The following is a 14,090-nucleotide window of genomic DNA, read 5'->3' as shown; positions in this document are numbered from 1 at the left end:
AAACCCTGTCAGCGTTAAGTTGTACAATTTTATTGATTGTTATTTCTTTTTTCCGCCGGTAGCAGGCTTGGTGGCTGCCTGGCCTTTCTGCTGCTGCTGGCGCATGTAATCTTCCATACGTTTCTGGAAACCTGATTTCTTTTTAGCGCTTTCCGGTTTCTTCTTATTTTCCTGTATCCGGGCATGTATCTTCTCATCGTTCACCATCTGGCGGATAAGAAACTGCTGACCAAAAGTTAACATGTTGGCTAGGAAATAATAATAGTTCAAACCGGAAGGATAGCTGTTCAGAATTCCGAAGAATACAATAGGAGAGATATAACCTATGTATTTCATCTGTCCGGTTGCACCTGATATCTGGTTATTAAAATAGGTATATATCAGTGTTGAAATGGTCATCAGGATACACATCAGGCTGATATGGTTCATATTCAGCACCGGTATGGTGGGAAATGTGATCAGCGCATCGTAAGTTGAAAGGTCCTTCATCCATAAAAAGCTTTCCTGCCTTAATTCAAACAGGTTAGGGAAGAAGAAGAAGAAAGCCATTACGATGGGTAGCTGCAATAACATAGGGATACAACCGCCTAACGGATTTACCCCGGCTTTTTTATACAGTTTGAGGTATTCCTGCTGTAGAAGTGTTGGATTATCCTCGCCAACCTTGGCTTTTATTTCGTCCATTTCAGGTTTCAAAACCCGCATTTTGGCCATCGATAGATACGATTTGTACGTTAATGGCGATAATACCAGCTTAAGCAGGATAGTAAGTACCAGGATGATCAGGCCATAGCTCCAGTTAAAGGTTTCCAGCAGGTTGAAAACTGGCAATACGATGAAACGATTAACATATTTCAACGGCCAGTATCCCATGTCGATCTGCTTCTCTAAATCGTATCCCTGCTGCTTTAATACGCTGAATTTGTTGGGGCCAAAATAAAACTCCATCGGGTACGTATTTACATCCTGACGGTTAAACGGAAGTTCCATGTTGGCCGTAAATGATTTTACCTTTCCCGGCTGGGTCAATGTATTCACGGTGAGCACGCCTTTGCTGAAACCGCTTTTAGCTATCAGCACATTAGAAAAAAAGTGCTGTTTAAACGATATCCATTTTATGCTGCCATCTTCGCCAAGCTCTTTCTTGTCATCTTTACTGATGTCAAGATGGTCAACCTCATCACCTTTATGGTGATAATAAGCAGTAGAGTAGCGGTGCTCGCTTTTGATATCTTTCTCTTTTTGCTCTAAAACAGCTTCCCAGTTCAGGGTTAAATGTTGTTGTGCAGGGGCTATAACATCCTGCATCCCTTTGGTAGCAATAGTCAGATCAACCTTGTAGCTGTCGCCTTTAATGGAATAAATGTAGTCGATATAGCGATTTTCTGCATACGTTAACCGCAGGGTAACCGATGCTGAATCCTGGTTGCTTACGCTGACAGGTGCGTCAGATAGCGGTGTAAAGTACAGATCGTTGGTAGAAATGTTAATGCCTGCAGCATTGAACAGTAATCCGAATTTGTTGTCATCGCCATGAAACATTACCAATGGCTTCTGATCGTACGTTTTAAATTCTTTTAACAAAACCGACTCGATACGTCCGCCTTTAGGACTAATGTTTACTTTAAGGTGTTTATTTTCAAGCACAACCGGCTGATTGCTGCCACTGTGTGCCGCTCCAAACGGGCCACTTAATATCGCAGAATCTATTTTTAAGGGAGCATTTACTGTTTGATTAGTAACAGGTGGTGCTTTTTTTGCGCTTGTTGTAGTTGTTTTTTTAGAGTCTAATATGCTTTTCGAATCTTTATTGATAAAATAGGTTGAGCCAACCAGAATGATAAAGATTAAAAAGAGACCTGTGAATGTATTTCTATCCATTATAAAGTGCTATCGTCGTTATTATTTTTTTCTGGCATGGGCCAGCGAAGCGGCGACAAAGTTAACAAAAAGTGGGTGAGGATTAGCAACTGTTGATTTTAATTCGGGGTGAAACTGTGCTCCTACAAAGAAAGGGTGGTTTTTCAGCTCTACAATTTCAACCAGGTTGCTGTCGGGATTTATGCCTGAAGCTATCAAACCGGCATCTTCGTAGTTTTTAAGGTATTGATTATTAAACTCATACCGGTGACGGTGGCGTTCAGAGATACGCGATTTACCATATATCGCGGCAGCTTTGCTTCCCTTTTTCAGTTCGCAGGGATAGGCACCCAGGCGCATGGTTCCGCCTTTGTTTTTTATCTTTTTCTGCTCTTCCATCATCGATATTACCGGGTACGGCGTATCAGGATCCATTTCTGTGCTATGGGCGTCTTTCCAACCCAGTACGTTGCGGGCAAATTCAACAACGGCGCATTGCATACCGAGGCAAATACCGAAAAACGGAATATTATGCTCACGTACATAACGGATGGCCTCAATTTTGCCATCAATACCGCGGCTTCCAAAGCCGGGAGCTACCAGCACTCCATCTAATCCGGCCAGCTTTTCGGCGGCATTCTCGGGAAGCATATCTTCCGAATGAATATGTTTTAAACGCACTTTACACTCATTTTTAGCGCCGGCATGTATAAATGCTTCGTTGATGGATTTATAGGCGTCGGGCAGCTCCACATACTTACCAATAAGGCCGATCTTTATTTCGGCTGTGGGGTTTTTCAGTCTGCCCAGAAAATCTTTCCAGCTTTCCAGGTCCGGTTCGTTTTTATTCGGAAGCTTTAATTTGGTCAGTACGGTTTTGTCCAGCTGCTCCTTCAGCATCAGCAGCGGAACATCATAAATGGTAGAAGCATCAACCGATTCAATGACCGCATTAATATTTACGTTGCAGAATAAGGCAATTTTCTTGCGGATCTCTGTCGAAATGTGGTGTTCTGTGCGGCAAACCAGAATATCGGGCTGGATTCCATATTCCAGCAGAGTTTTAACGCTGTGCTGTGTCGGCTTGGTTTTCAGTTCGCCGGCAGCGGCCAGGTAGGGGATAAGCGTTAAATGAATAACCAGCGAATTATGCGCCCCGGCTTCCCACCTGAACTGGCGTACGGCCTCGATATAGGGTAATGATTCAATATCGCCTACCGTGCCTCCAAGCTCGGTTATCACAATATCGTATTCACCGCTTTCGCCCAGAATACGCATGTTGCGTTTAATTTCATCGGTAATGTGCGGTACAACCTGCACGGTTTTACCCAGGTATTCGCCCTCACGCTCTTTATTGATAACATTCTGGTAGATGCGCCCGGTTGTAATATTGTTGGCCTGGGATGTTGGCGTATTTAAAAAACGTTCATAATGACCCAGGTCAAGGTCGGTTTCTGCACCGTCTTCTGTAACATAGCATTCTCCGTGCTCGTAAGGATTTAACGTACCCGGATCAATGTTAATGTAAGGATCGAACTTCTGAATGGTTACCCGGTAACCCCTGGCTTGTAGTAATTTGGCTAATGATGCGGAAATTATGCCTTTCCCTAACGACGAGGTTACGCCGCCCGTAACAAAAATGTACTTGGTCATGATATATTGAAAAGATTAAGCAAAAAACGGTTTTTTCAACCTGTGTTCTTTGTTTTTGTACGGGATACAAAAGTACTGATTTTTTGTGATGCCTGATACCGGTGTGGAGAATTATTTTATTGTTGAATAAAAAAGCCTGTAGCAAATACTACAGGCAAATGTGATGTGAAATGTTTTTCCGGCCCTTAAGCATGTTTTGAAACGGCAGATGCAAGGCCTTAGCTCTAATGTAGAATAACCCAAAAACAACTAAGAGAACTTATTCATGAGAACTGTGGCAGGAACGTGTATATTCAAGAAAATAGATAAAATCATTTTCATTTAATAATTCACCGGTACTAAAGCCAATTTTTCTGCCCCAGTTTTCCCAGAAAACTTCATACAAATACCTGCCATTTTTTTCCAGCACCTCAATAAAATAGTGATTAAATAATTTGTACTTAATCTTTCCATTAGTTAATAGCTCCGGTTCTATTTTGAACTTTTTCAATATATCTTGGGAAATCACCATCGTAGCTTTTTAACGGATTTTTTCCGGATTGGTTTTAAAAAAAGCAGAAATAAACCAAATATTTTGAACCGGCAGACCAAATGGATAAAAATATACGGATCTGTTTTTGTGTATCTAATTGTGTATCAAGTGATTTTGCTAATGTAAGTTTGAACAATTTTTTTTGTTAAAAAAATAGCTGAATATTGATTTTATATTTATATTTGTGATGCCCTCCCAAAAGGGCATGTTTTTCATAGGTAGATGTAGGGTCGAATACTTGTTATTCGGCCCTTTTTCTTTTTAGATTTTCCTGTGATTGATCTCAAAAACGTATTTTAGTAGCATGGCCAGAGAGATACTTGAAACCAAGCGTAAAGCATTAAAAATAAATTTAGACCAGCCTATCTACGGTACTTTTGCAGAAATTGGAGCAGGGCAGGAGGTTGCCCGCAACTTTTTTACTGCTGGTGCCGCCTCAGGAACAGTTGCCAAAACCATTTCGGCATACGATATGGTTTTTAGTAATTCCATATATGGCGAAGAAACCTCAGGAAGATATGTCAGCAAATCGCGGTTGCAAAAAATGCTGAACCATGAATACAACCTGCTAACCGAGCGCCTGGTTGGCGAAAAGTATCGTGGCTGTACATTCTTTTCATTTGCCAATACGGTTACTACGCTCAACTTCAATAAAACCAACGACCCTCACGGCTGGATCGGCATTCATTTCCAGGTAACCCCAAATGGCCCTCAAAATGAAATTATTTTCCACGTCAGGCTGCTTGATAACGATACCAGCCTGCAGCAGAATGTACTGGGTATTTTAGGCGTAAACCTGGTGTATGCAGCCTATTATCACCATAACGATACACAAACTATGATAGAATCGCTGGTGGATAATCTTTCGGAAGGTTCGGTTGAGATTGATCTGATCAGCTTACAAGGCGATTTATTTAAAAATGTTAACGACAGGCTGGTAAACCTGTATCTCATAGCCAAAGGATTTTCGGGAGCGGCAATATTTGATAAAAATGCCAATGCTCAGCAGGCTAAAGACGTGCTGTACAAAAAGGATGTGATGATACTGCGCACCAAATACCGGCAAAGATCTACCCCTAACTTTGACCTGTTTAACCGGGCAGTAGAGCAGTTTAAGCGCTCACAGCAGGTAGATGATAAAAACCTGGTGGTATTGATTGAAGTATTGATGAGCAACCTGCTTAACGAAGAAGAGATCGTTAACGACGATCTGCAGGCATTTGCCGACCGTGCCGAAGAACTTTGCGCTACCGGTAATTACGTAATTGTATCTAACTTTTCGCGTAACCATAAGCTGGCCCGTTACCTTTCCCGGTGCAAGCCGAATAGTGTGGGCATATCCACTAACATTGCCAACCTGAGACGTATCTTTGATTCTAAAAGCTTTGGCGAAAATTATACCGACGAGCTGTTATCCTATATCAGCGATCTGTTTAGCCGTAACGTAAAGCTGTATGCGTATCCTTATCTCAATAAAAAGACCAATGAGATCGTTACCACGCAAAATATGCCCGTATCGTACGAGGCTAAGCCGCTTTTTGAGTTCCTGGTGCGTAATAATTACATTACCGATATCGAGGAATTTGACACGAAAGATGTGAAGACGGTGTAAATTTGGTTGAACGGCTATTGGTAAAAATGGTATTTGTGCATGATGAACGGTTAAACAAATCAGTTAAACCACGCCTAACTGGTATAAAGGTAAGTCAGCTGAATATTTTCGATATGCTCCAGCTTATCAACTACCGCATTAACCTGTAATTTGGGGACAGCCAGCTCGATAGTGCAGGTATTATCAAATTGCTGTTTGAGAATAGGCAGATTGCCTTCTTTAACAATGCGCATCACATCGTTCATGTACAGGTAAGCAAATTCAAGCCGGTAAATATCGGTTATCGGTTTCTCTATGATCTGAGCCTGTTTCAGGGCATCGGCAGCAGCCGTTTTATACGCATTGATCAGCCCGGGAACGCCCAGCAAGGTTCCGCCAAAATAACGCACTACGATCAGCATGATATTCGTTACATCAGCCGATAACAGCGTGTTCAATATGGGCCGGCCGGCGGTTCCGGAAGGTTCGCCGTCATCGTTTATACGGAAAACAGAACGGTCGGGAGTAAGACGGTATGCCCAGCAATGATGGCGGGCTTTAGGATGTTCGGCTTTTACGGCATCGAGTTTTTGGCGGGCCTCCTGCTCTGTAGCTACCGGGAACGCATAAGCGATAAACTTGCTGCCTTTATCCTTAAATAATCCTTCAGAAGGTTTCGCTATGGTTTTATAACTATTGTCGAACATGGTTATTGCTGGCTGGCTATGATAATAATGGCTGCTACAGCTAATATAATCCCGATTTTATTAACGAGGGTGAGCTTTTCTTTAAAGACAAAGTAACCAACCAGTGTGCCCAATATAATAACGCCAATATTCATGCTGGTAAACACCACAGAGGGCTTTTGTGCCAGTGCCTGGTGAGCTTTCAGGTAGAACAGAATATTGCCAAAATTGAAGATGCCCAGCAGCCAGCCGCATCCGATGGTTATCCACGACAGCCGCGATCTTCCCGTCAGGATCAGCCCGATGGAAATAGCAGACGAGACGATAGCTGCCAGGATGTAAATAACGCAGAGCGATGTGGTGTAGGGCACTGTGCGATATAACGCCACTTCCTTAAACAGGATATCAATACAACCCATGCCCGCGAAGGTGAGCAATAGCAGCCACCAGCCGGTATTTCTATGGTTAGGGTGATCAGTTGTACGCCGGGGAATGGTGCATACTATCGCCGTAAGGCCCAGCAATATCCCGGTAACCTTATAGGTGGAAACCTGTTCGTTAAAAAGAAAAAATGATGCGCCAAGCGGTAGAAATAAGGACAGGCGTTGTGCAATATCGGTACGGATAATGCCTGCCTGCCTCACGGCTGCCGCGATGACAATGAATATAACAGGCAGTAATATTCCCAGGGCAGTATAAAGCGGGAAAGGTTCGGGGCTTAAGCTCCTGAAATCAGGTTTCAGAAAGATCAGACCCAGGATAATGGCCATGAAATAGTTCCAGGTAATGGCCTGGTTTACATCAATCTCATAGCGTTTGGCCAGCTTAAGCATAACCGAAACAATAATGCTGCAACAGATGCTTAACGCGATATAGATCATTGCACAAGGGGAATAAACGTTTGTAAAAGATCCTGACCGATGGTTTCCTGTGCGGTAAGTTGCCCGTTAATTTGCGGCGCCGGGATACCTGATTGCCAGCTTACAGGCGATACGAACATCCTGGCCTCATCCCACAAACCGCTTTTTATAAAGAGATTGAGCGTTTGTGCGCCACCCTCGATGATCACAGACTGTACATCCATGAGGTAAAGCTGGTAAGCAATATATTGCGGCAGATAATGGTTAAAATCTTCTACCTCAATGTAGCGAAGATGATCCTGATGTTCCGTTTTTAGGGCATTAAAAACAATGGTATCTGCCGAATTGTCAAAAACGTGGAGTGTTGCGGGTAATTGCAGGTTACGGTCAATCACAATGCGGATGGGATTTTTGCCTGGCCACAATCGTGTGGTTAGCTGCGGATTATCGGCTAATGCTGTATTTTTCCCGATCAGAACTGCATCCTCCTCGCTGCGCCATTTGTGTACCAGCGTTTTTGCTTCGGTGCCGCTTATCCATTGCTGCGTTTTATCTGCCGGGGCGAAATACCCGTTAGCAGTTTGCGCCCATTTTAAAATAATATACGGCCGTTGCTTGCAGATACGGGTAAAAAAGCGTTTGTTAAGCGCTTCGCATTCGGTTTTTAGCACATCCTGAACAACTTCAACGCCCGCATTTCGCAGTTTTTCAATGCCTTTGCCGTCTACTGCATCAAACGGATCGCGGCAGCCGATCACCACCTTTGGAATGTTGTGCCGGATGATCAGGTCGGAACAGGGAGGCGTTTTCCCGAAATGGGCGCAAGGCTCAAGACAGACATACAGGGTAGATGCCCGGAGCAGCTCTTCACCATTATCGTGCTGCTCAAAAACGTGGGTTATCGCGTTTACCTCGGCATGGGCCTGGCCGAATTGCCGGTGCCAGCCCTCGCCGATAATGCGATCCCGGTGAACCACTACAGCACCTACCATCGGGTTAGGACTGACGCTGCCCATTCCCAACCGGGCCAGCTCAATACAACGTTGCATGTAGCGTTCGTCGGTGTTCATGCCTGCAAAAGTAATAAATGCATACGTTTATGGCGCTTTCTATCAATGGATCGGCGCCGGATAACGCTAAGCCATTTTTTAAACAGCTTTTTTGTAAGCTAAGGCCGGCTTTTGCCTGCTGTTTTTGTTTGTTCTAACAGCGCTGCCAGCTCTTTTACTATTTCCGGATGCTGGCCGGCAACATTATGCTGTTCGCCTTTATCCTTGCTCAGATCATATAGTTGCGGTTCGGGCGAATTACCCGATTCAATATTGGTCAATTTGAATACCGCCGGACCTTTGTGCGGCTCAATGTATTTCCAGTTGCCTTTAACAACGCATAAAGCGCCGCCTTGTTCAATCAGTACGTTTCTGCCGGTTTGGGTTTTTCCAAGCAAGGTATTTAGCATATTAAAGCTATCGGGTGCATCGTTTGCCGGCAACGGCTGCCCCACAAGCTTAGCTAATGAGGCCAGCAGATCTACCTGGCAGATCAGCGCATCTGAAGTTGCCGGTTTGATAGTGCCGGGCCACGCTGCGATAAAAGGCACACGGGTTCCGCCTTCAAAAGCGCTGTATTTTCCACCCCGAAAAGGGCCGGCCGGCTGATGGCCGTTTTGCTGGGTTACCGCACCATCCTGGTAGCCATCGTCTAATACGGGGCCGTTATCGCTGCTGAAAACAACCAGCGTATTTTTAGAAATACCCAGGTATTCCAGCTGCTTCATAATTTCCCCCACCGTCCAGTCGAGCTGTAAAATGGCATCACCACGATAACCTAACTGGCTTTTCCCTTTAAAAACGGTAGCAGGCATACGCGGAACATGCGGCTCGGTCAATGTCATGCACAAAAAGAAGGGTTTGGCTTTATGCTCTTCGATAAAGCCTTTTGCTTTAGAAAGAAAGGTGCTGGATACTTCTTCATCTACCCACCGGGCTTTTTTTCCGCCGCTCATATAACCAATGCGGCCAATACCGTTCACAATGGTTTGATCATGTCCCTGCCCGGGAGATGAATGCATCTTTAACAGCTCGGGATGTTCCTTCCCTGTCGGATCATTGCCTACGGGTTGTTTATAATCCACACGGATGGGATCGGCCGGATCGGTTGCCAGCACTCGGTGATTTTCGAGGAAAACGGTTGGCACCCTGTCGGCTGTAGCCGGAAAAATGAACGAATAGTCAAAGCCTGTTTCATTCGGCCCCGGAGCAATATCTCCGTTCCAGTCTTTTTCAACCTGCGAGCCGAGACCCAAGTGCCATTTCCCTACAATGGCGGTGGTATATCCTGCTTTTTTCAGCATGGATGGAAGTGTGGTTTTATCTGTAGGGATGATCAATGCTGCGTCGCCGGGTAATATAGCGGTACCGGATTTCCGCCAGGGATAACTGCCGGTCATCAGGGCATAACGCGATGGGGTACAGGTAGCGGAAGTGGCATGTCCGTTGGTAAACCTGATACCCTGGCTGGCCAGCTTATCCACATTGGGTGTGCTGATCTTTGTGGCTCCATAGCAGCTTAAATCGCCATAGCCTAAGTCATCAGCCATAATTAAAATAATGTTGGGCGCTTTTTGTGCCAGCAACTGGTTGGCTGCAATCAGGCAAAAGGCAAGGAGTACGTATTTCTTCATTGGATAATTGATTGGTTATGTTGAGCCAAATATAGGTTTATTGGCAGGCAGGTAAAAATATAATGCTGATTTATTCCTGTTCTTACAGATTATCGCCCCTGTTTTTAAAGTAATTAATACATTTGCGTAGTATGAGTAGATCGGTACGTATCAAAGATATTGCGCTCAAAGCCGGAGTGTCAACAGGAACGGTAGATAGAGTGTTACACAAACGTGGGCGGGTTTCGGAGGAAGCGAGAGAAAAAGTGTTGAAGATCATCAACGAGCTGAATTATGAGCCGAACCTGATGGCCCGTGCATTGGGAAGCAATAAAACCTACCGGATTGCGGCTTTAATACCCGATTATACATTAGACCCCTATTGGGATGATGCCCGTTTAGGTATTGAAAACGCTGAAAAAGACCTGCGTGGATATGGCATCAGCGTCCGGTTATATAGGTTTGATCCGCATGATGTAAACATATTTCTGGAAAAAGCTGCTGAGATCACGGCCGGTAAGCCTGATGGTATCCTGCTTTCGCCGATCTTTTACAGGGAGACGCTGGCATTTTTTGAAAAATGGAAGCAGATGCGGATACCCTTTGCTATTTTCAATACGCAGGTAACCGAGTTTAACCCGCTGAGTTACATCGGGCAGGATTCTTATCAGAGCGGACAGGTGGCCGGCAGGCTTGTGCACCAGGGTAGTCCAGAGCCATGTCATGTGCTTATTGCGCACATTGACGAAGATCTCAGCAATTCGGCCCACCTGGTAAAAAAAGAGCAAGGCTTTAAAGATTACTTCCAGAACAACAACTTGTTCTATACAATATTGCGGGCTGAGTTAAGTCGCCCGGACCTGAAGGCATTTAACCAGCAGCTCGATGATATTATCGCAAAAAATCCGGATTTGAAGCATATTTATGTCACCACTTCCAAGGCCTTTGAAATTGCTGCTTACCTGGAGCAACGGAATATTAAACACATTAAAATAACCGGTTATGACCTTGTGCCGAAAAATATTGACTACCTGAATAAAGGAGCAATTAATTTCCTGATCAATCAGAACCCGAAAGGACAGGGGTATTGGGGCATTTCTTATCTTACCGATTACCTGGTGTTTAAAAAAGAAGTTCCGGCATTGAGATACCTTCCCCTGGACATTGTGGTCAGGGAGAATCTGAATTATTTTTTGTAGTTATTCGTCTTTTGTCTTTCGTTGTTGAGCGAGTGAAATCCCGTCCGATCCTTTTGGGATTGTTTGTTAGTTATTAGCTACTGGCTGTTAGCTGTTAGCCATTAGCTGTTAGCCATTAGCCATTAGCCGTTAGCCATTAGCTGTTAGCCGTTAGCCATTAGCCGTTAGCCGTTAGCTGTTAGCCGTTAGCTACTATCCACTATCCACTATCCACTATTCACTATCCACTATCCATTGTCCACTGTCTAAAAACCAACAACCATCCATTTTTCCACAAGTTGCCGTTAATGAGCGCTAAAAAATTAACTTAGCAGGCTTAAAATAAAGATAGTTTTGGCTAAAAGTGCATCTAAAGAAACGCCTTTAATGCAGCAGTACAACACCATTAAGGCAAAGTATCCCGGCGCCTTGCTGTTGTTCCGCGTGGGCGATTTTTATGAAACATTTGGAGATGATGCCGTGAAGGCAGCGGGGATTCTGGGTATTGTGTTAACCAAGCGGGCTAATGGCTCGGCATCGCACATTGAGCTGGCCGGATTTCCGCATCATTCACTGGAAACTTATCTCCCGAAATTAGTCAGGGCAGGGCAGCGGGTGGCTATCTGCGATCAGCTGGAAGATCCCAAAACGGTAAAAACCATTGTTAAACGTGGTGTTACCGAGCTGGTTACGCCCGGTGTGGCTTATAGCGATAATATTGTTCAGCAGAAGTCTAATAATTACCTGGCTTCACTGTTCTTTGAAAAAAGTACCATTGGTATTTCCTTTCTTGATATTTCTACCGGCGAATTTCTGGTAGCGCAGGGAAACCGCGATTATATTGATAAGTTGTTGCAGGGCTTTAAGCCCGGAGAAGTAATCTTCCAGAAAAGCCGCTACCGCGATTTTATTGAACAATTTGGCGACCGGTTCTATACTTATACGCTGGATGAATGGCCCTATAGCGGCGATTACGCTACCGAAACGCTGCTGAAACATTTTGATGTTAAATCGCTGAAAGGCTTTGGTATCGAGCGGTTAAATACGGCCATAACGGCGGCCGGTGTTGCGTTGCATTACCTCAATGAAACGGAGCATCGCAATTTGCAGCATATTTCGGCTATTTCACGCATTGAGGAAGACCGGTATATGTGGCTTGATCGGTTTACCATCCGCAACCTGGAGCTGGTTCACTCACCTAACGAGAATGCTCAAACGCTGGTTGATGTGCTTGATCAAACCTGCTCGCCCATGGGTGCAAGGCTGCTGAGACGTTGGATAGTGATGCCGTTAAAGGAGAAAAAGCCTATTGAGGCACGCTTACAGGTGGTTGAGTTCCTGGTAAATGAGAGCGAACTACGTGAAAAGTTGGAGCATGAGATCCGGCAGATTGGTGATTTAGAGCGCCTGATCTCAAAAATAGGATTACAGCGGGCCAATCCCCGTGAGGTTTGCCAGCTAAAACGTGCATTGCATGCTATTGAGAGTATCAAGCAGCTTTGTGAGCAGGCCAGCAATGATGCGTTGCGCACTATCGCCGAACAGTTGAATCCCTGCTCGTTAATCCGTAACCGGATAGAAAAAGAGTTGCAGGCGGAACCTCCGGCGCTTCTTGCTAAAGGCAGCGTTATTGCCGATGGCGTAAATGAAGAGTTGGACAGGCTACGGAAGATCGCCTTTGGCGGGAAAGATTACCTGGTTGAGATACAGAAGCGTGAAGCCGAAGCTACCGGCATTCCATCCTTAAAGGTGGCATTTAATAATGTTTTCGGTTATTACCTGGAAGTAACCCATACACACAAGGATAAGGTTCCCACCGACTGGATACGGAAGCAAACACTAGTGAATGCCGAGCGTTACATTACGCCCGAATTAAAGGAGTACGAGGAGCAGATATTGGGTGCCGAAGAAAAAATACTGGCCCTTGAAACCCAGTTGTACAACGCATTGATTGCCGATCTGGCTGAATATATTAAGCCTATCCAACTGAATGCCCAGTTAATAGCTCAGCTCGATGTGCTGCTTTGTTTTGCGGTTGTTGCCCTGAAAAATTACTATGTAAGGCCGGTTATTGAAGATAGTAATGTGCTGGATATAAAAGGTGGCCGGCATCCGGTTATTGAAAGAAATCTGCCGGTAGGTGAAGATTATATTACCAACGATGTTTACCTGGATGCCGAAAATCAGCAGATCATCATCATCACAGGGCCAAATATGGCCGGTAAATCGGCTTTGTTACGCCAAACCGGGTTGATTGTGCTGATGGCACAAATGGGATGCTTTGTTCCGGCAAAAGAGGCGCAGATTGGGCTGGTCGATAAAATATTTACCCGGGTAGGCGCATCGGATAACCTGTCTTCGGGCGAATCTACCTTCATGGTAGAGATGAACGAGACTGCCAGCATCCTGAACAACCTTTCGGATAAAAGTCTCATTTTGCTGGATGAAATTGGTCGCGGAACATCTACTTACGACGGTATTTCCATTGCCTGGGCTATTGCAGAATTTCTCCATAATCAACCATCGGCACGGGCTAAGACCTTGTTTGCTACACATTATCACGAGCTCAATGAACTGTCAACATCGTTTCCACGGATTAAAAATTACAATGTATCGGTAAAAGAAGTTGGTAATAAAGTTATCTTTCTGCGTAAGCTGGTTCCGGGAGGCAGCGAGCATAGCTTTGGTATCCATGTTGCTAAGATGGCCGGAATGCCTCCGAAGCTGATAAACCGGGCAACCGAAATATTGAAACGGCTTGAGCAGGAACGTACCGGCGGCGAAAATATCAAGGACAGCATTAAAAAAGTGCAGCAGCAGGCTTACCAGTTGCAGATGTTCTCTATTGATGACCCTGTTCTGGTGAAAATCCGGGATTTGTTGAATAACCTGGATGTTAATACGCTTACGCCGGTGGAAGCGCTGATGAAATTAGACGAGATACAGCGGCTGCTGAAAACGTAGGTTAAGTAAAAAGTCAAAATTAAAAAGTAAAAAAGGTTACTGTAAGATTTAGAAGGTACTGGAACTCCGGTATAAAAAACTTGCTTATATTTTTGCATTGTCTT

General features: G+C 44.7%; 10 protein-coding genes. 3 read left to right on the top strand and 7 right to left on the bottom strand.

From position 1 onward, the window contains the following. Positions 1-39: 39 nt before the first annotated feature. The 3 genes from yidC to FW774_RS06165 form a co-directional block, all read right to left on the bottom strand. Positions 40-1,881 (bottom strand): membrane protein insertase YidC, encoded by a 1,842-nt coding sequence (gene yidC / locus FW774_RS06175; protein WP_149347306.1) that lies wholly within the window; start codon positions 1,879-1,881, stop codon positions 40-42. Between the two features lie 21 nt (positions 1,882-1,902). After that, positions 1,903-3,513: a CTP synthase gene (locus FW774_RS06170; protein ID WP_149347305.1), complete on the bottom strand. Its 1,611-nt coding sequence runs from the start codon at positions 3,511-3,513 to the stop codon at positions 1,903-1,905. Between the two features lie 259 nt (positions 3,514-3,772). Beyond that, positions 3,773-4,003, bottom strand: coding sequence for a hypothetical protein (locus FW774_RS06165; protein WP_187774831.1), 231 nt, complete (start codon positions 4,001-4,003; stop codon positions 3,773-3,775). Positions 4,004-4,349: 346 nt separating this feature from the next. Here FW774_RS06165 and FW774_RS06160 point away from each other — a divergent pair, with 346 nt between their 5' ends. After that, a complete protein-coding gene (locus FW774_RS06160; RefSeq protein ID WP_149347303.1) occupies positions 4,350-5,657 on the top strand; it encodes a nicotinamide mononucleotide adenylyltransferase in 1,308 nt (435 codons plus the stop codon). 74 nt (positions 5,658-5,731) lie between these two features. On the opposite strand, the gene FW774_RS06155 is transcribed toward FW774_RS06160, so the two are convergent. From FW774_RS06155 to FW774_RS06140, 4 genes are all read right to left on the bottom strand, one after another. Beyond that, complete coding sequence (locus tag FW774_RS06155) at positions 5,732-6,343, bottom strand: IMPACT family protein (RefSeq protein ID WP_187774830.1); 612 nt, start codon at positions 6,341-6,343, stop codon at positions 5,732-5,734. Positions 6,344-6,345: 2 nt separating this feature from the next. Further along, positions 6,346-7,203 carry an EamA/RhaT family transporter gene (locus tag FW774_RS06150; protein ID WP_149347301.1) on the bottom strand — a complete coding sequence of 286 codons (858 nt, stop codon included), beginning with the start codon at positions 7,201-7,203 and terminating at the stop codon, positions 6,346-6,348. Then, positions 7,200-8,252, bottom strand: coding sequence for a bifunctional diaminohydroxyphosphoribosylaminopyrimidine deaminase/5-amino-6-(5-phosphoribosylamino)uracil reductase RibD (gene ribD, locus FW774_RS06145; protein ID WP_149347300.1), 1,053 nt, complete (start codon positions 8,250-8,252; stop codon positions 7,200-7,202). The genes FW774_RS06150 and ribD overlap by 4 nt, the downstream gene beginning before the upstream one ends. A gap of 98 nt (positions 8,253-8,350) precedes the next feature. Next, on the bottom strand, positions 8,351-9,865 hold the full coding sequence (locus FW774_RS06140) for a sulfatase-like hydrolase/transferase (protein WP_149347299.1): 1,515 nt from the start codon (positions 9,863-9,865) through the stop codon (positions 8,351-8,353). A 131-nt stretch (positions 9,866-9,996) separates the two neighbouring features. On the opposite strand from FW774_RS06140, the gene FW774_RS06135 reads away from it, so the two are divergent. After that, positions 9,997-11,043, top strand: a complete 1,047-nt coding sequence (locus FW774_RS06135; RefSeq protein WP_149347298.1) for a LacI family DNA-binding transcriptional regulator — start codon at positions 9,997-9,999, stop codon at positions 11,041-11,043. Between the two features lie 333 nt (positions 11,044-11,376). Next, positions 11,377-13,986 (top strand): DNA mismatch repair protein MutS, encoded by a 2,610-nt coding sequence (gene mutS / locus FW774_RS06130; RefSeq protein ID WP_149347297.1) that lies wholly within the window; start codon positions 11,377-11,379, stop codon positions 13,984-13,986. Positions 13,987-14,090: the final 104 nt, after the last annotated feature.

This window comes from Pedobacter sp. BS3, assembly GCF_008274585.1.
Lineage (GTDB): Bacteria > Bacteroidota > Bacteroidia > Sphingobacteriales > Sphingobacteriaceae > Hufsiella_A.
The sequence above is the reverse complement of the archived record's forward strand: the minus strand, read 5'-3'. Positions and strand labels throughout refer to the sequence as shown.